The sequence below is a fragment of the Streptomyces sp. NPDC033136 genome (assembly GCF_055578235.1).
In genome coordinates this window covers 65,064-81,434 of record NZ_JBVIPD010000006.1, presented here as the reverse complement: position 1 = coordinate 81,434, position 16,371 = coordinate 65,064, and the positions used below count along the sequence as shown (strand labels likewise).

The 16,371-nt window shown below is 72.7% G+C and carries 15 protein-coding genes; 10 read left to right on the top strand and 5 right to left on the bottom strand.

The features are described 5' to 3' along the window. Positions 1-777: an ABC transporter permease gene (locus tag ACZ5TL_RS13215; RefSeq protein ID WP_468590026.1), complete on the top strand. Its 777-nt coding sequence runs from the start codon at positions 1-3 to the stop codon at positions 775-777. Between the two features lie 180 nt (positions 778-957). Here the strand turns inward: ACZ5TL_RS13215 and ACZ5TL_RS13210 are convergent, their stop codons facing one another. The 3 genes from ACZ5TL_RS13210 to ACZ5TL_RS13200 form a co-directional block, all read right to left on the bottom strand. Continuing rightward, on the bottom strand, positions 958-1,224 hold the full coding sequence (locus ACZ5TL_RS13210; RefSeq protein ID WP_468589638.1) for a hypothetical protein: 267 nt from the start codon (positions 1,222-1,224) through the stop codon (positions 958-960). Between the two features lie 126 nt (positions 1,225-1,350). Continuing rightward, positions 1,351-2,169, bottom strand: coding sequence for an anti-sigma factor (locus ACZ5TL_RS13205; RefSeq protein WP_468589637.1), 819 nt, complete (start codon positions 2,167-2,169; stop codon positions 1,351-1,353). After that, positions 2,166-2,708 (bottom strand): sigma-70 family RNA polymerase sigma factor, encoded by a 543-nt coding sequence (locus ACZ5TL_RS13200; RefSeq protein WP_468589636.1) that lies wholly within the window; start codon positions 2,706-2,708, stop codon positions 2,166-2,168. Before ACZ5TL_RS13200 ends, ACZ5TL_RS13205 begins: the two co-directional genes overlap by 4 nt. A 227-nt stretch (positions 2,709-2,935) precedes the next feature. On the opposite strand from ACZ5TL_RS13200, the gene ACZ5TL_RS13195 reads away from it, so the two are divergent. The 4 genes from ACZ5TL_RS13195 (at position 2,936) to ACZ5TL_RS13180 (ending at position 9,563) form a co-directional block, all read left to right on the top strand. Continuing rightward, the gene (locus ACZ5TL_RS13195; RefSeq protein ID WP_468589635.1) at positions 2,936-4,468 is read left to right on the top strand and encodes a DUF4331 domain-containing protein; all 1,533 of its coding nucleotides are present in this window, start codon (positions 2,936-2,938) and stop codon (positions 4,466-4,468) included. A 100-nt stretch (positions 4,469-4,568) separates the two neighbouring features. Further along, on the top strand, positions 4,569-6,194 hold the full coding sequence (locus ACZ5TL_RS13190) for a tetratricopeptide repeat protein (RefSeq protein WP_468589634.1): 1,626 nt from the start codon (positions 4,569-4,571) through the stop codon (positions 6,192-6,194). Continuing rightward, the gene (locus ACZ5TL_RS13185) at positions 6,191-7,858 is read left to right on the top strand and encodes a nickel transporter (RefSeq protein WP_468589633.1); all 1,668 of its coding nucleotides are present in this window, start codon (positions 6,191-6,193) and stop codon (positions 7,856-7,858) included. Before ACZ5TL_RS13190 ends, ACZ5TL_RS13185 begins: the two co-directional genes overlap by 4 nt. Positions 7,859-7,937: 79 nt before the next feature. Beyond that, the gene (locus ACZ5TL_RS13180) at positions 7,938-9,563 is read left to right on the top strand and encodes a serine/threonine-protein kinase (RefSeq protein ID WP_468589632.1); all 1,626 of its coding nucleotides are present in this window, start codon (positions 7,938-7,940) and stop codon (positions 9,561-9,563) included. Positions 9,564-9,567: 4 nt separating this feature from the next. Here ACZ5TL_RS13180 and ACZ5TL_RS13175 read toward each other — a convergent pair whose 3' ends face one another. Continuing rightward, positions 9,568-10,374 (bottom strand): SGNH/GDSL hydrolase family protein, encoded by an 807-nt coding sequence (locus ACZ5TL_RS13175; protein ID WP_468589631.1) that lies wholly within the window; start codon positions 10,372-10,374, stop codon positions 9,568-9,570. Positions 10,375-11,169: 795 nt separating this feature from the next. Here ACZ5TL_RS13175 and ACZ5TL_RS13170 point away from each other — a divergent pair. The 5 genes from ACZ5TL_RS13170 to ACZ5TL_RS13150 all read left to right on the top strand — a co-directional run bounded on the left by ACZ5TL_RS13170 (position 11,170) and on the right by ACZ5TL_RS13150 (position 15,787). After that, on the top strand, positions 11,170-11,991 hold the full coding sequence (locus ACZ5TL_RS13170; RefSeq protein WP_468589630.1) for a glycosyltransferase family 2 protein: 822 nt from the start codon (positions 11,170-11,172) through the stop codon (positions 11,989-11,991). Further along, a complete protein-coding gene (locus ACZ5TL_RS13165; RefSeq protein ID WP_468589629.1) occupies positions 11,988-13,016 on the top strand; it encodes a glycosyltransferase family 2 protein in 1,029 nt (342 codons plus the stop codon). The genes ACZ5TL_RS13170 and ACZ5TL_RS13165 overlap by 4 nt, the downstream gene beginning before the upstream one ends. Next, positions 13,013-13,813 (top strand): polysaccharide deacetylase family protein, encoded by an 801-nt coding sequence (locus tag ACZ5TL_RS13160; protein WP_468589628.1) that lies wholly within the window; start codon positions 13,013-13,015, stop codon positions 13,811-13,813. The genes ACZ5TL_RS13165 and ACZ5TL_RS13160 overlap by 4 nt, the downstream gene beginning before the upstream one ends. Positions 13,814-13,888: 75 nt before the next feature. Next, on the top strand, positions 13,889-14,983 hold the full coding sequence (locus ACZ5TL_RS13155) for a DUF5925 domain-containing protein (RefSeq protein WP_468589627.1): 1,095 nt from the start codon (positions 13,889-13,891) through the stop codon (positions 14,981-14,983). A gap of 33 nt (positions 14,984-15,016) precedes the next feature. Further along, complete coding sequence (locus ACZ5TL_RS13150) at positions 15,017-15,787, top strand: DUF72 domain-containing protein (RefSeq protein WP_468589626.1); 771 nt, start codon at positions 15,017-15,019, stop codon at positions 15,785-15,787. A 159-nt stretch (positions 15,788-15,946) separates the two neighbouring features. Here the strand turns inward: ACZ5TL_RS13150 and ACZ5TL_RS13145 are convergent, their stop codons facing one another. Continuing rightward, entirely contained in the window at positions 15,947-16,315 is a 369-nt protein-coding gene (locus tag ACZ5TL_RS13145; protein WP_468589625.1) for a GntR family transcriptional regulator, read from the bottom strand. Positions 16,316-16,371: the final 56 nt, after the last annotated feature.

Sequence of the window (16,371 nt, the reverse complement as noted above, 5' to 3'; positions counted from 1 at the left end):
ATGCTGGCGTACGACGGGACCGCGATGCTGGGCCGCCAGCTGCTGCGGCTGCGGAACAACCCGGGGCTGCTGATCCTCACCCAGACGATGCCGGTCAGCATGCTGCTGTTCTTCGGCTACGTCTTCGGCAGCGCGCTGGCGGTGCCGGGCGAGGCGTACCGGTCGTTCCTCGTGCCGGGCCTGCTGGTGGCGACCGCCGCGGGCGGCATCATGACCGGCATGTTCCAGGCGGCCCAGGACACGCACCGGGGTGTGACCAGCCGCTTCCGGACGCTCCCGATGAGCCGGGCGGCCGTGCCGCTGGGCCAGGCCGCCGCGGACCTGGTGGTGACGGCCGCCGGGACGGTGCCGTTCCTGCTGGTGGGTCTCGCGGTGGGCTGGCGTGTCGAGGGCGGTCCGCTCGAAGCGGTGGGGGCGTTCGCGCTGCTGATGCTGTTCCGCTTCGCGTGCACCTGGGCCGGCATCTACCTCGGCCTGCTCACCCGGAACGAGGAGGCTGCCGGTCAGCTGGGCGGGGCGACGTTCCTGCTGCCGCTGCTGTCCAGTGCGTACATCCCGACGAGCGGACTGCCCGGGTGGCTGCGGACGGTCGCCGAGTGGAATCCGATCAGCGCGGTCGCGACGGCCCTGCGGGACCTCTTCGGCAACACGCCGGTGCCGGACGGGGCGGCCTGGCCGGTGGCCCACCCCGTCGCGGGGTCGCTCCTGTGGTGCGCCGTGCTGCTCGGGGTGTTCGTGCCGCTGGCCGTGCGTCAGTACGCGCACGGGGAGCGGTGAACCGGCGGCCGGGACACCGGATCCGGACGACGCCCCCGGTCACTGCCGGGCGGGGATGAGGCACCGACAGGGGGCGTGCCGCGCTCGGGATGCACCTGGCGCCGCTGCGTGCCGTGGGGATGACGGACGACGAGTGCGCGGCGGGCGCCGGGGGCGGTGTGACCGCCCGAGCGCGGGCCCCTACCTGCTGCCGAACAGTGAGCGGCGCAGCCGGCGTAGCGGCGCGAAGAGCGAGACGCGACGCACGCGCGCGCCCCTGCCACTGCGGTCGTGCGGCTGACGCGCGGTCAGTTCACGCATCAGCGAGGTCGCCTCGACCGTCTCCCCCTGCGGGACGGCAGGGCCACCCAACACCGAGAGGTGACGGTCGAGGCGCGAACTGCTCGCGCTGCTCCCGCACGTGATCGCAGGGACCCTGGCCCTGCTGCGCATCGTTATCTGTTCCATGTCACTCCCCACCCGTACGAGTCCACCCGGCCCGGGCAGGTTAACCCTATCGCCCCGTCCGGGCACACATGTATCGCGGTCACAGGATTCACCTTCCCCATAAGGGGGTTGACGATGTATCTCCGATTACTCTCCGAATCCAACAGATTTCAGGGCGAGTTGGACGATCGGCTGGGTGGTGGGCTGCGGCGATCCACCGTCGGGCTCGACGGTTACGGCCAGTGACGTCCCTGAGGTGCCGAGACCCGTCGCGACCAGGGGCGTGTCGCCCTCGAAGAGCCCCAGGGAGCGTGGTTGCGCGCCCGGGCGCATGAGCCACAACTGGTGCACGCGGCCGCCCGGCGGGGCGCCGTATCCGCCGAGGGTGACCACCGCGCTCCCCTCCGTGGCGGAGGCGATCACCCCGATGGTGCGGCCCCGTCCGTCCTGTCCGCTGCTCGCACGGGCGTCCGGAGCAGCCAGGACGTGGGCGATCTCACGTGACCGGTCGCGTTCGGCGGTCAGTTCGTCCTGGGCCCGGTTCGCCTGCACCGCGAACAGCGAGGCGACGACGAGGGCCGCGGCGGCGGTGGCCGTGGCGAAGGGCGCGAACAGCGGGATCCGGCGCCGCGCCCGCTGCCGCGGCGGCGGGCGGGTGCCCCACACGTGCGGCGGCAGCTGGGGCGCGTGCGCGCGTGCCGAGTCACGCGCCGTCTCCTGTGGCGCGGGGTCCTGCGGAGTGGCCCGTACGGCGGCCATGACCCGGTCGCGCATCGCGGCCGGGGGCGGGGCGGCCGTGGACCAGGCGAGCCGGACGGCGTCCTCGGTCAGGGCACGCACCTCGGCGGTGCAGCGGTCGCAGTCCTTCATGTGCCTCTCGAAACGGATCCGCTCCGGGGGTTCCAGGGCGTCGAGCGCGTAGGGCGCGGCGAGCGAGTGCGGGTCCTCGCGGCGGAAGAGGCTCATGCCGCACCTCCCAGGCACTCGCGCATCCGGGTCAGACCGTCGCGCATCCGCGTCTTGACCGTGCCCAGCGGCAGGGAGAGCTGCTCGGCGACCTCACGGTACGTGTAGCCCTCGTAGTAGGCGAGCGTGACCGACTGGCGCTGCAGGACCGTGAGCCGGTCCAGGCAGCGGCGCACCCACTCGCGTTCCAGACCGGCCTCGACCTCCTCGGTGACGTGGTCGAAGGCCGGCTGGTTCGCGCGCAGCGCCTCACGCTGCTCGCGCTCGCCGGCCGCACGGGCGCTGCGCACCCGGTCGACGGCACGGCGGTGGGCGAGGGTGAGGATCCAGGACATCGCGCTGCCCCGCCCCGGGTCGAACTTCGCTGCGGACCGCCACAGTTCGAGCAGCACCTCCTGAGCCACCTCCTCCGACTGGGCGAGGTCGCGCACGACACGCCGTACGAGTCCGAACACCGGGCCGGACACCAGCCCGTACAGCTCCTCGAAGGCCCGCTGGTCCCCTCCTGCCACGAGCAGCAGCAGTTCGTCCGCCTCCACTCGGTCCCCCTCTCCGAGGCCGCACCGGGCCTGTCCCCTCACCCGAGGTACCCGCAACACACACACCTCCGGATGGGGTTACGGATCAACGCGCCGAAAACGCGGGTCGGGTCGCGATGAAACAACTTCGCCCACCCGCCGTAAGAACGTTTGAGATTCGACCAATCCGCTTCGCCGACCGCTCCGAATGGCGTGTGTCAGGCAAGTTGGCACGGAGGACGGACGGCATGACACCTATCTCCAGGACCGGTGCGGGACGCACGAGCATCGCGACCGTGATCTGTGGCGCGCTGGCCGCCGGCGGGCTCGCAGCCGCCGGTGTGACCGCGCTGGAACCTGAGGCGGCTTCCGCCTCCAGCCACCGCGAGGCCCCGCTGATCTCGGGGACTCCGCAGTACGACAACACCGACGTGTACGCGTTCGTCAGCCCGGACAAGCCGGACACGACGACCATCATCGCGAACTGGATCCCGTTCGAGGAACCGGCCGGCGGGCCGAACTTCTTCACGTTCGCCGAGGACGCGCAGTACGACCTGCGCATCGACAGCGACGGCGACGCGAAGGAAGACCTGCTCTTCCGGTACACGTTCAAGACGCACACGAAGAACGACAAGACGTTCCTGTACAACACGGGTCCGGTCGAGAGCCTCGACGACCCCGACCTCAACATCACGCAGACGTACGACCTCGAGCTGATCAAGCTGCGCAATCTGAAGGCGGTGTCGAAGACCAAGGTCGCCGACGACGTGCCGGTGGCGCCGTCGAACGTCGGCAAGGCGTCGATGCCGGACTACGACACCCTGCGCGAGCAGGCGGTGCACAAGCTCGCCGGGGGCGCCCAGACGTTCGCCGGGCAGGCCGACGACCCCTTCTTCCTGGACCTGCGCGTCTTCGACCTGCTGTACGGCGGGAACCTCTCCGAGGTCGGCAACGACACGCTCAAGGGCTACAACGTCAACTCGATCGCCCTGCAGGTGCCCAACAGCTTCATCACCGAGTCGCACGACCAGCCGATCGTCGGCATCTGGTCCACGACGCAGCGCAAGAACGCCCAGGGCCACTTCAGGCAGGTCTCGCGCCTCGGCAACCCGCTGGTGAACGAGGTCGTCAACCCGCTCAAGGACAAGGACACGTTCAACGCGTCCGCGCCTCGGGACGACGCCCAGTTCCTGGAGAACGTCACCAACCCCGAGCTGCCCAAGCTCATCGAGGCGATCTACAAGATCCCGGCGCCCGCCGAGCCGCGCAACGACCTGGTCGACGTCTTCCTCAAGGGCGTCAAGGACCTCAACCAGCCGCCGCACGTGACGCCGTCGGAGCAGCTGCGGCTCAACACCTCCATCAAGCCGGCCGCCAAGCCCAAGCGGCTGGGTGTCCTGGACGGTGACACCGCGGGCTTCCCGAACGGGCGGCGGCTCACCGACGACGTGATCGACGCGTCTCTCCAGGTCGTCGAGGGCGAGCTGCTCGGCGCCAAGAACGACCTCGGTGACGCGGTCGACAAGAACGACAAGAAGTTCGGCAAGTCCTTCCCCTATCTGGCCAACCCGACCGAGGGTTCGCGCGGCCCGCTCGCCAAGGGCGTGGACGGCGGCAACGACGTCCGCAGCCAGCTGGGCGACGCGCTCCAGCCGGCCGGTGCGCAGGGCTCGGACGACATGCGCCTGATCGCCGCGTCCGCCGGAGCCGGGGCGGGCGGCATCGTCCTGATCGGGGCGGCACTCATGTGGTGGCGCCGCATGCGGAACCGGGCGTACTGACCCGTTCCGCTCCCCCGACCGGCGCGGCCCGTTCCCCATCCCCCACGGCGCGGGCCGCGTCGCCGACTCCCGCTTCAGCACAGCCGATTGAGGAGAGCCCATGCCTCCGCGTACGACGGACAGCACACCGGAGAGGCGCGCCGACGACAGCCCGTCGTCGGCGGACCCGGAGCCCGGGGCCGACGGACAGGGGTCCGTGGGCGGGGAGACGGTTGCTGAAGCGGAGGCGGAGACAGAGGCGGAGGCCGGCACGGACACCAGCACCAGCACCAGCACCAGCACCAGCACCAGCGTCGGTTCCGACGCGGATTCGGACGCCGACCCCGCTGACGCGCCCGCCGCGGAGGATGCCGGCCGGCGAGTCGCGGCCCTGCGGCGGGCCGCCGACGGGGGGCGGCGGTGGCGGGCGCTGCACCTGGGCGCGTGTGCCGTGCTGCTGGCGGTCGCCGTGACCGGTGGGGCCATCGCGGTCGGGGGCGGACAGGACGGCGGGGCCCGTCCCGTGTCGGCGGCCGGGGCGTTGTCGCCCGGTGATCTCGCCCGGGGGGATCTCGACACGGGGATCGTGTCCCTGCAGGAGCATCTCCGCGCCCAGCCGAAGGACTTCGGCGGCTGGGCCACCCTCGGTGTCGCCTACGTCGAGCAGGCCCGGACGAAGGGCGACCCCTCCCGGTACCCGCAGGCCGAACGCGCCCTGCGGCGGTCCCTCACGCTGAAGCCCGGCAACGACCAGGCGCTCGCCGGCCGGGCCGCCCTGGCCGCCGCCCGGCACGACTTCCCCGGCGCCCTGAAGCACGCCGACCTGGCCCTGCGGCAGAACCCCTACAACGAGCGCGCCCTGTGCACCCGTGTCGACGCCCTCGTCGAGCTCGGCCGGTACGACGACGCCGCCGCGGCCGCCCGCACCGCCGACGACAGGCGTCCCGGCGTGCCCGTCTTCACGCGGTACGCGTACGTGCACGAGCTGCGCGGCGACGTCCGCACGGCGCGTGAGGTGCTGGAGCGTGCCCTGGGCTCGGCCGACGCGCCCGCCGACGTCGCGTACGTCGCCACCGCCCTGGGTCAACTCGCTTGGAACCAGGGCGAGTACAACACGGCCCTCGGCCACTACGCCCGTGCTCTCGCCGCCGACGACGAGTACCTGCCCGCCCTGGAGGGCCGTGCCCGCGCCCAGGCCGCGAACGGTGACCGCGCGGCCGCGGTGAAGGGGCTGGAGCAGGTCGTCACCCGCTTCCCGTTGCCCGGGCCGCTCGTAGCCCTCGGCGAGCTGTACGAGCACCGCGGCGCCGACGGCGACCGGGCGAAGGCCGGCGACCAGTACGCCCTCGTGGACGCCTGGACGGCCCTCGCCCGCGCGGGCGGTGTCAACGCCGACCTCGACGCGGCCATGGCCGCCGCCGACCACGGCGACAAGAAGGCGGCCCTGCGCGCCGCCCGCGCCGAGTGGGACCGCCGGCACAGTGTCCACACCGCCGACGCCCTCGCCTGGGCCCTGCACGTCAACGGCCGTGCCGAGGAGGCCCTGCCGTACGCCCGCCGGGCGACCGCCACGGGCTACCGCAACGCCGCCTTCCTCTACCACCGCGGGATCATCGAACGCGCCGCCGGCGACGAGCGCGCGGCCCGCGAGCACCTGAAGGCCGCACTCGACCTCAACCCCGGCTTCTCGCCCCTCGGCGCGCGCGAGGCCCGTACCGCACTCGAAGACCTGGAGGGGAACCGGTGACACTGCGCCGGCTGTTCGCGTCCGGCGCCGCCGTCCTCACGGCCGCCTGCGCGCTCACCCTGCTGCCCGCCGCCACGGCGAGCGCCCATCCGCTGGGCAACTTCACCGTCAACCGCTACGACGGCCTCGTCGCCGCGCCGGGCGAACTACGCGTCCACCACGTCGAGGACCTCGCCGAGATCCCGGCGACCCAGGCGGGGCCGGACATCGAGCGGCTCGGCATCGGCATGTGGGCGCGCGAGCGGTGCGCCGAGGCGGCCGCGGACAGCAGGGTCACCGTCGACGGCCGTACCGCGGCCCTGACCGCCGAGCGCAGCCACGCGCGCGTGCGGCCCGGGCAGGCGGGCCTCGACACCCTCCGCGTGGAGTGCGAGCTGACCGCCCCCCTGCCGTCGGAGAAGGAGACGGTGTCCCTCGGCTTCCGCGGCGCCGGTGCCGCCTCCGGCCCGGGCTGGCGGGAGATCACGGCGCGGGGCGACCGGATGACGCTCACCGCGTCGGACGTGCCCGAGAAGTCGGTGTCCGGTGAACTGACCCGTTATCCCGAGGAGTTGCTGTCCTCCCCCGCCGACACCGCGTCCGCCGCACTGCGTGTGCGCCCCGGCGGTCCGGCCCTGGCCGAGGAGGAGTCGGACGCCTCGGCGGCTTCTGTGCTGCCGCGCGGCGCCGACCGCTGGACGCGCGCCCTGGACGACCTGGTCGCCCGGCACGACCTCACCGCCGGTTTCGCCGCGCTGGCCCTCGGCATCGCCGTCGTCCTGGGGGCGATGCACGCGCTCGCCCCGGGCCACGGCAAAACCATCATGGCCGCGACGGCCGCGGCCCGGGGCGGCCAGGCCCGGATGAAGGACGTCCTGCCCATGGCCGCCTCGGTGACGGTCACCCACACCCTGGGCGTGGTCGCCCTGGGCCTCCTGGTCACGGCCGGCTCGGCGGCGGCCCCCTCGGTGGTCGCCTGGCTCGGCGTCGCCAGCGGGCTCCTGGTGACCCTGGCCGGCGCGAGCCTGGTCCGCCGCGCCCTGCGCAACCGCGCGCCCGCCCTTTCACACGGCCACGGCGGCCACAGCCACGCCCACGCCGACAAGAGCGACGGCCACAGCCACGCGCACAGCCACAGCCACAGCCACAGCCACAGCCACAGCCACAGCCACAGCCACGCGCAGGATCACCGCCCCGACCACGACCATGCACACGGCCATGGCCACGACCATGCACACGGCCGTGATCACGACCACGGACACGACCATCCCCACCCCCACTCGCATCCCCACACGATCGAGCACACCCACGGCGGCTTCACCCACTCCCACTCCGTCGCCCCCACCCTCCGCGGCACGATCCTCATGGGCTTCGCGGGCGGGCTCGTGCCCAGCCCCTCCGCCGTGGTGGTGCTGGTCGGGGCGGCGGCCCTCGGGCAGGCCTGGTTCGGTCTGCTGCTCGTCGTCGCGTACGGCGTCGGGCTGGCGCTCACCCTCACGGCCGCCGGGTACGCCGTCGTCAAGGCGGGCAGCGGCATGACGCGGCTCATGGACCGGCGCCCGCGCTGGACGGCGGGCCCGATGGCGGCCCTGGTGCGCCGGACCGCGCCGCTCGGCTCGGCCTTCGCCGTCGTCGTTCTCGGGGCCGGACTGGTGTTCAAGGGGGCGGCATCCGCGCTCGGCTGAGTTACGTTCGTGAGGAAATCCGACGTCGTGGGGAAAACAGACCTCATGGAGAATTCGCCCGGCTGCGAACGGGGGCGCCGTGTCCGAAGAAGCGGGCCATGAGCGGGTGATCGCGGGCCGCTACCGGCTCCTCGCGCCGCTCGGCGAGGGCGGTATGGGGACGGTGTGGCGCGCCCGTGACGAGGTGCTGCACCGCGAGGTCGCCGTCAAGGAGGTGCGCGCCCCGGCCGGGCTGGGGGGCGACGACGTACAGCGGATGTACGCGCGGCTGGAGCGGGAGGCGTGGGCGGCGGCCCGGGTCGCCAACCGGAACGTGGTCACGGTGTACGACGTGGCGACGGACGACGGCCGGCCGTGGATCGTCATGGAGCTGGTCCGCGGCCTGTCCCTGGCCGAGGTCCTGGACGCCGAGGGCCCGATGCCGCCGCAGCGTGCCGCGCAGGTCGGCGCCGAGGTGCTGGCCGCGCTGCGCGCCGCGCACGAGGCCGGGGTGCTGCACCGGGACGTGAAACCGGCCAACGTGCTGATCGCGAACGACGGCCGCATCGTGCTCACCGACTTCGGGATCGCCATGGTCGAGGGCAGCTCCGCGCTGACCATGACCGGGGAGGTCATCGGCTCGCCCGAGTTCCTCGCCCCGGAGCGGGCGCTCGGCCGTACGCCGGGTCCGGAGTCCGACCTGTGGTCGCTCGGTGTGCTGTTGTACGCGGCGGTCGAGGGTCACTCGCCGTTCCGTCACGACACCCCGCTGAGCACGCTGCGCGCGATCGTCGACGAGGAGCTGCCGCCGCCGTACCGGGCCGGTCCGCTCGCCCCGGTCATCGAGGGGCTGCTGCGCAAGGATCCCGGGCAGCGGCTGCCGGCCGAGCGGGCCGAGCAGGACCTGCGGGTCATCGGTGCGGGCGGCTCGCCCCGCGCGGACACCGCACGGGCGGTGCCGTATCCGCCGACGGCGGCGGTCCACGCCGAGCCCTCCCCCACACCCCCGATGCCCTTCCCCGGTCAGCCGTCGTCGTCCCGTGCCGGGGCGACGACGACGGCGAGCCGGCAGGACCATGACCGCCGGACCGGCCGCGCGCTGGTCGCGGGCGTGGCCGCGCTGGCGCTCGCGGTGGGCGGGTTGACGTACGCGCTGCTGAACGGCGGGGACGGAGACGGGAACGGCGACCGGGGTGCCGGGGCGAGCACGCCCGCCGAGACCAAGAGTCCGCCGCAGAACACCGGGAGCGGGAAGTCCAGTCCTTCCCCGACGCCGAGTGAGAGCGAGAGCGAGGAGAGCAGTCCGCCACCGCAGTCGGTGCGGGTCGGCCTGGACGGCACGCGCACGGAGTACACGGGCCCGTGTCCGCCGCCGAACGCCCAGGCACCGAGGTTCACGGCGACGTTCACGGTGGGGCGGTTGCCGGCCGAGGTGCGCTACCGCTGGGTGACGCAGGACGGTTCGGTGCTCGACGGGGGCTGGAAGACGCTGTCGTTCCCGGAGGGCGGCGGCCGTACGAAGCGGGACGCGGTGACCGTGACGACGAAGGAGGAGACCGGGAGGTTCGAGAACGAGATCGGTGTCGAGGTGCGGGAGCCGGTGCGCACGACGTCCGAGTCGGTGCCGTTCTCGATCACGTGCGAGACGGAGACCCCGACGGACGGGGCCTCCCCTTCTCCTTCGGTCACGGGTTCGGACACGGAGTCGGGCACGGACTCCGGCTGAGCGGTCAGTCGTTGGCGTTGAGCACCGGCAGATAGCCGCCCGACTGGCCGGGGGCCTTCGGGTGGTACGACTCGCCGATGTTGAGCCAGTTGACGCTGTGCAGCCAGGAGTCGCCGGAGCAGATCTCGTGGCCGGTGAAGGTGGCGCGGACGTCACCGAAGGCGAAGCCGTGGTTCGCGGCGCGCTTGGCGAGGGCGGTGTTGAGGTGGTCGGAGGCGTTGTTGATGGCCTTGCGCTTGGTCTCGGAGAGGCCGAGACAGGTGGAGCCGAGCTTGTAGAAGCGGGGGTAGCCGAGGACGACCACACGGGCGTTGGGCGCCTTGGAGCGGATCGCCGAGTACACGCTGTCGAGCTTGCCGGGAAGCGTCGAGTCGACGTAGGCGCGGGCGGTGTTGATGCGGGAGACGCAGGCACTGTCGGACTGGGTCACACAGGTCGTCATGACGTCGGCGAATCCCGCGTCGTTGCCGCCGACGGTGACGGAGACGAGGGCGGTGGCGCTGCTGAGCGGGCCGAGCTGTCCGGACAGAACATCACCCGTTCGGGCGCCGGAACAGGCCGTGAAATCGAAGGTCGAGGGTGAGTGGGCGGCGGCCCAGAGGTAGGGGTAGGCCTTCGTGCTGCGCTTGCAGTCGCCGCTGGAGCTGATGTAGCCGCCGGCACCGACTCCGGAGGAGTAGGAGTCACCGAGCGCTGCATAGCCGCCAGTTGCGGCGAGTGAGGACGCCTGCGCCGCGGCTGCCCCGGTGAGGGCGGTGCCGACGGCGAGGAGGAGCGAGCTCACGAGGACGACAAGTCGGGAACGTCTCATGGAACCTCCCTTTAGCAGGATCTCTGCCATAACCGTCGTAGCAGCTACGCGTGTTGACTGGAAGTGTCCATGCCAAGAATTCCGTTCCTTTCCGGGGCGGGTGGCAGGTTTGTCGACGGGTGCTCAACTCTCTTGTTCCACGCCGGTAGACGGCGCAGGCTCTACTCCGCCCGGGGACGAAACGCGACCCTCCCCGCCCGCGTGCGCGAGCATGCGCACACCCCCACATGGCGCGCCCCCACCCAGGCACGCGCTCACGGCAAGGTCACGAGCGCGGGTTCGGGTTCACCGAACCGGCTGCTGCAGCTCATGCAGTGACGCCATTGCACACGCACGTGAACACCCGTTCCCCGGAGGCCCTGATCGCCTCCGGGGAACGGTCGTTCATGGACGGGAACCTGTCCACTTGCGCCCCGCAGAGCGCCTGCCGCACCGGCAAAACCAACAAAAACGTGAGAGGCCGTTCCAGGTCTTGCCATACGGGTTCAATCGTCAATACCGTCATACATCTCACCCGCATCGGTCCGTCAGTACGCGGCTCCAGGGGAGGGCTCAAGGACCGCGACGTACCGGCGCGGGGCGCGGTAGGGGGGTGCCGTGCTCGGTGACCGCAACGGTCTCCGGGCCGTGCCGCGCGGTCGGCTGCCCTTTTTCGGGGCCGTCCAGCTTTGCCAGCTCACCCGGCGTGCCCGAAGCTCCATCTCGGCGTGCCACGGGTGAGAACCCCCCTTTCGAACCGGACTGGATCCGGACTGCCCTGGGGGGGCGGTCCACCGGACGAGAGGGACCAGACTCATGAGTTCAGTTCTGCAGCCGGCCGCGACGGACCCGCATCCGCCGACCGCCGGGAAGTACCGGCCCGTCTCCTCGCACCTGGCCATAGCGCCGCCCGTGAGCGTGGTCATCCCGGCCATGAACGAGGCGGACAACCTTCCGTACGTCTTCAAGACCCTGCCCGACTGGATCCACGAGGTGGTCCTGGTCGACGGCGACTCCACCGACGACACCGTCGCGGTGGCACGCGAGCTGTGGCCCGAGGTCAAGGTGGTGGAGCAGCGCGGCAAGGGCAAGGGCGACGCTCTGATCACCGGGTTCCAGGCGTGCACCGGCGACATCATCGTGATGGTGGACGCGGACGGCTCGGCCGACGGCAACGAGATCGTCTCGTACGTCTCCGCCCTGGTCTCGGGCGCGGACTTCGCCAAGGGCTCCCGCTTCGCCAACGGCGGCGGCACCGACGACATGACCTTCATCCGCAAGCTCGGCAACTGGGCGCTGTGCACGGTCGTCAACCGCAAGTTCGGCGCCCGCTACACCGACCTGTGCTACGGGTACAACGCCTTCTGGCGGCACTGCCTCGACAAGATCGACCTCGACTGCACCGGTTTCGAGGTCGAGACGCTGATGAACATCCGGGTCGTCAAGGCCGGGCTCAAGGTGCAGGAGATCCCGAGCCACGAATACCTGCGCATCCACGGCACCAGCAATCTGCGGGCCGTGCGGGACGGGCTGCGCGTGCTGAGGGTGATCCTCCAGGAGCGCTCCAACCGCCGTGCGCTGCGCCGCCGTTCGGCCCGGCCTCCGATGCCGGCCGCGACGCGGGGAGAGGTGTCTTGAGCGGTCCCGACGTCTCCGTCGTGATCTGCGCGTACACCGAGGACCGCTGGGAGGACATCCTCGCGGCGGTCTCCTCGGTGCGGGCGCAGTCGCGGCCGCCGCTGGAGACGCTGCTGGTCGTCGACCACCACCAGGCTCTCCTGGACCGCCTGGGCAAGGAGTACAAGGAGGCCGGGGACGTGCGGGTGCTCGCCAACGCGGGCCCCCGCGGCCTGTCCGCCGGCCGTAACACGGGCATCGCGGCCGCGCGCGGCGAGATCGTGGCGTTCCTCGACGACGACGCCGTGGCCGAGCGCGACTGGCTGCGGCACTTCACCGGGGCGTACGCGGACCCGCGGGTGATGGCGGTCGGCGGGCGTACGGTGCCGGTCTGGGCGTCGGGGCGGCGCCCGGACTGGTTCCCCGAGGAGTTCGACTGGGTGGTGGGCTGCACGTACCGGGGCCTGCCGCCCGGCCGGGTCCGGGTGCGCAATGTGCTCGGCGGCAACGCCTCGTTCCGCCGCAGTGCCTTCGACGCGGCGGGCGGCTTCGCCACCGGCATCGGCCGGGACGGCGACAAACGCCCGCTGGGCTGCGAGGAGACGGAACTGTGCATCCGCCTCAGCCGCGCCCGGCCCGACGCGGTGCTGCTGATCGACGACCGGGCGGTGATCCACCACCGGGTGCCCGAGGCCCGCGAGCACTTCCGCTACTTCCGCACGCGCGCCTACGCCGAGGGCCTGTCCAAGGCCCTGGTCGCCCGGAGTGTCGGCGCGGAGAAGGGCCTGGAGTCCGAACGCCGGTACGCCACCCGGGTCCTGCCGGCCGGGGTGGCCCGGGGCCTGTGGGACGCCCTGCTGGCCCGGCCGGGCGGTGCGGGGCGGGCCGGCGCGATCGTCGCGGGAGTGCTGACGGCGGCGGGGGGATACGTCGTCGGCAGTGTCCGGGCGCGCCGGGGCGCAACCACGTTCTCGGTGCCCGAGGTGGAGGTGGCGGCTCCGCGCGGGCCGGGCGAGGGAGCGGCGAGGGAAGGGGCGAGTCCGTGAGCGACGCCCCCGTACCGATCCTCATGTACCACGCGGTCGCGACCGACCCGAACGACGCGACCCGCGTGCTGTCCGTGACCCCGGAGGCGTTCGCCGAGCAGATGGCGGTGCTAGCCGACCGGGGGCTCAGGCCCGTCACCACGGCCGAACTGGCGGCGTGCTGGCGCTCGGGCCGGCCGCTGCCCGAGCGGCCGGTCCTCATCACCTTCGACGACGGCTACGAGGGCGTGCACCGGCACGCCCTTCCCGCGCTCGCCAAGCACGGGTTCCCGGCCACCCTGTTCGTCACGACCGGGTGGCTGAAGGGGCCGTACGACACCGGGGGCGGCCTGGACACCATGCTGGACTGGGACCAGGTCCGCGAACTCGCGGCGGGAGGCGTCGAGATCGGCGGGCACAGCCACAGCCACCCGCAGCTCGACCAGGTCTCCGACGCCACTCTGCGGTTCGAGCTGATCCACTGCAAGGAGATCCTCTCGGACCAGCTGGGTGCCGTACCGGCCTCGTTCGCCTACCCCTACGGCTACTCCAGCCGCCGGGTCCGGCAGACGGTGCGCGAGACGGGGTACGCCCAGGCCCTCGCCGTCGGCAACGGCCTCGCGCGGCGCGCGCAGGGGCCGTACGCCCTGCGGCGGGTGACCGTGCGCCGCAGCACGGGTATCGAGGAGTTCGAGCGGGTGGTCGAGGGCCGCGCGATCGCCCGTACGTTCGCCGGGGACCGCGCCCTGACCAAGGGATACGCCCTGGTCCGCGGGGCCCGGCGGGCGCGCGGGCTGCTCTCCCGCTCGGGGGGCTGACCTGCGCGGGAGCAACATGCCGCGTGCACGGGGAAACCGGGTGCACGCGGCGTCCCCGTGCCGGATCATGGCGGCATGTCTGGAAACCCGCACGAGGCGCTGCCGATCCGGCTCAACGTCGACGACTCCGACTCCCCGTCCGATGTCGTCGACGCGCTGTTCCTCGGCCGTTTCGCGACGGGCGAGCAGCCGTACTCCCACGCCGCGAACATCGACCGCGTACGGTCCGGCGCGACGTTGCTGCCACCGGGCGCCCGGCTGCTGCGCGCCGCCCGGGACGACGACCGCAGCGCGACCCTCGCGGAGGGCGACGGCTGGACGCTGCTGATCTCCCGCTGGAACCGGGGCGCCGACGTCACGGTGACGGCGACCAGCGCGGAACTGGCCGAGAAGATCCTCGGCCAGGCCACGGACGGCGCGGCGGACGAACCCGAACCGCAGCCGGAGAACGTCACGATGGGCTTCTGGTACGTCTCCCCGCGCCGCGGCCCGCACCGCACGACCCGCCAGATCGCGGCGGGCACCTGGGACGAGGTCCGGCCCAATTACACCGCGCCGGTGGCGGACGCCATGGACCGGCTGATGAAGACGACGCCCGAGGACATCGCGGGCCGCCTCCTCCTACTGCACGGCCCGCCGGGCACCGGCAAGACCTCGGCGCTGCGCACCCTCGCCCGCTCCTGGCGCGACTGGTGCCAGGTGGACTGCGTCCTGGATCCCGAGCGCCTCTTCTCCGACGTGGGTTACCTCATGGACATCGCCATCGGCGAGGAGGACGCCACGGGCAAGGGCCGCTGGCGGCTGCTGCTCCTGGAGGACTGCGACGAACTGATCCGCGGCGAGGCCAAGCACACGGCGGGCCAGGCCCTGTCGAGGCTGCTGAACCTGACCGACGGGCTGCTCGGCCAGGGCCGCAACGTCCTGGTCGGCGTCACCACCAACGAGGACCTGGAGCGCCTCCACCCCGCGGTGGTCCGCCCCGGCCGCTGCCTCGCCCGCATCGAGGTGGGCCCGCTGACCCGCCAGGAGGCGGTGGGCTGGCTGGGCCGGGAGGAAGGGGTCGGCCGGGAGGGCGCGACGCTGGCGGAGCTGTACGCGCTGCGCCGGGGCACGTCCCCGACGGCCCTGCCGGAGCCGCGCGGGGGCGTCGACGCCGGGCTGTATCTGTAGGAGGTCCGGGCGGGCCGGTGCTTTCATGGGGCTATGACCCTGTTCGTCGGCACGTCCGGGTGGCAGTACAAGGACTGGCGGGACGTCCTGTACCCCTCCGGGCTGCCGATGCGGCTCTGGCTGGAGGAGTACACGGGGCACTTCGCGACCGTCGAGATCAACAACGCCTTCTACCGGCTGCCCGCCCGGGAGACCTTCGAGGACTGGCGGGGGCGGGTGCCCCCGGACTTCGTGGTCGCGGTCAAGGCGAGCCGCTATCTGACCCACATCAAGCGGCTCAAGGACCCCGAGGAGCCGGTGCACCGGCTGATGAGCCACGCGGCGGGCCTCGGCGACCGCCTCGGCCCGGTCCTGCTCCAGCTGCCGCCCACCCTGCGCGCCGATCCCGGACTGCTGGACGCCTGCCTGGCCCGCTTCCCCGCCTCGACCCGGGTCGCGGTCGAGCCCCGCCACGACTCCTGGTGGACGCCCGAGGTCCGCGCGGTCCTGCGGTCCCGGGGCGCCGCCCTGTGCTGGGCCGACATCCTGGCCCGTCCCGCGACGCCGCTGTGGCGCACCACCGGCTGGGGCTACGTCCGCTTCCACCAGGGCCGCGCCCGGCCGTGGCCCCGCTACGGCCGCCGCTCCCTCGCCACCTGGATCGACCGCATCGCCACGACCTGGCCCGACGGCGAGGACGTCTACGCGTACTTCAACAACGACCCGGGCGGCGCGGCGGTTCAGGACGCGATGGCGTTCGGCCGGGCGGGGAGGTCGGCGGGCCTGGAGATCACACGGACGCCGGAGCACCTGGTCGGGACGTGACGGCCGCTGTCCGCACACGACCGCCGCTGTCCGCGCATGACCGCCATGACCGTTGCTGCCCGCACATGACCGCCGCTGTCCGTGTCCCGCCGCGACGGCCCTCCACCCGGCGACCCGGTCCGTCGGCGCCGAGCCCGGCTCAGCCGACCTCTCGATGCCTCACTGCCCGTGAGCCGCCCGCAGCGCGTCCCGGACGGCGGCCAGCGCGACCTCCTCGTCCAGTCCGAGCCTCCTGGCCCGCTCCGCATAGGCCTGCGCGGCCAATGCCAGCTCCCGGTCCGCCGCCGAGCCGGCCGCTGCCACGAAGGTGCCGTGACGGCCCCGCGTCTCGATCACCCCGTCCGCCTCCAGCGCGCGGTACGCCTTGGCGACCGTGTTCGCCGCCAGGCCCAGCGACTCGGCCAGCCCCCGCACGGTCGGCAGCCGGTACCCCACCGGCAGCGCACCCGACCGCGCCTGCTCGGAGATCCGCGCCCGCACCTGCTCGTACGGCGGTGCGCTGTCATCGATGTCGATCTTCAAGGTCACAGCCCGATTGTCGCGTACCCGCCGGAAAATGAGAGGCATCCGGGGTGCGTCCCCGC

Coding starts and splice junctions, on each gene's coding strand:
- ACZ5TL_RS13215 (WP_468590026.1), top strand. CDS start 1: ATGCTGGCGTACGACGGGACCGCGATGCTGGGCCGCCAGCTGCTGCGG.
- ACZ5TL_RS13210 (WP_468589638.1), bottom strand. CDS start 1,224: ATGGAACAGATAACGATGCGCAGCAGGGCCAGGGTCCCTGCGATCACG.
- ACZ5TL_RS13205 (WP_468589637.1), bottom strand. CDS start 2,169: ATGAGCCTCTTCCGCCGCGAGGACCCGCACTCGCTCGCCGCGCCCTAC.
- ACZ5TL_RS13195 (WP_468589635.1), top strand. CDS start 2,936: ATGACACCTATCTCCAGGACCGGTGCGGGACGCACGAGCATCGCGACC.
- ACZ5TL_RS13190 (WP_468589634.1), top strand. CDS start 4,569: ATGCCTCCGCGTACGACGGACAGCACACCGGAGAGGCGCGCCGACGAC.
- ACZ5TL_RS13175 (WP_468589631.1), bottom strand. CDS start 10,374: ATGAGACGTTCCCGACTTGTCGTCCTCGTGAGCTCGCTCCTCCTCGCC.
- ACZ5TL_RS13170 (WP_468589630.1), top strand. CDS start 11,170: ATGAGTTCAGTTCTGCAGCCGGCCGCGACGGACCCGCATCCGCCGACC.
- ACZ5TL_RS13155 (WP_468589627.1), top strand. CDS start 13,889: ATGTCTGGAAACCCGCACGAGGCGCTGCCGATCCGGCTCAACGTCGAC.
- ACZ5TL_RS13150 (WP_468589626.1), top strand. CDS start 15,017: ATGACCCTGTTCGTCGGCACGTCCGGGTGGCAGTACAAGGACTGGCGG.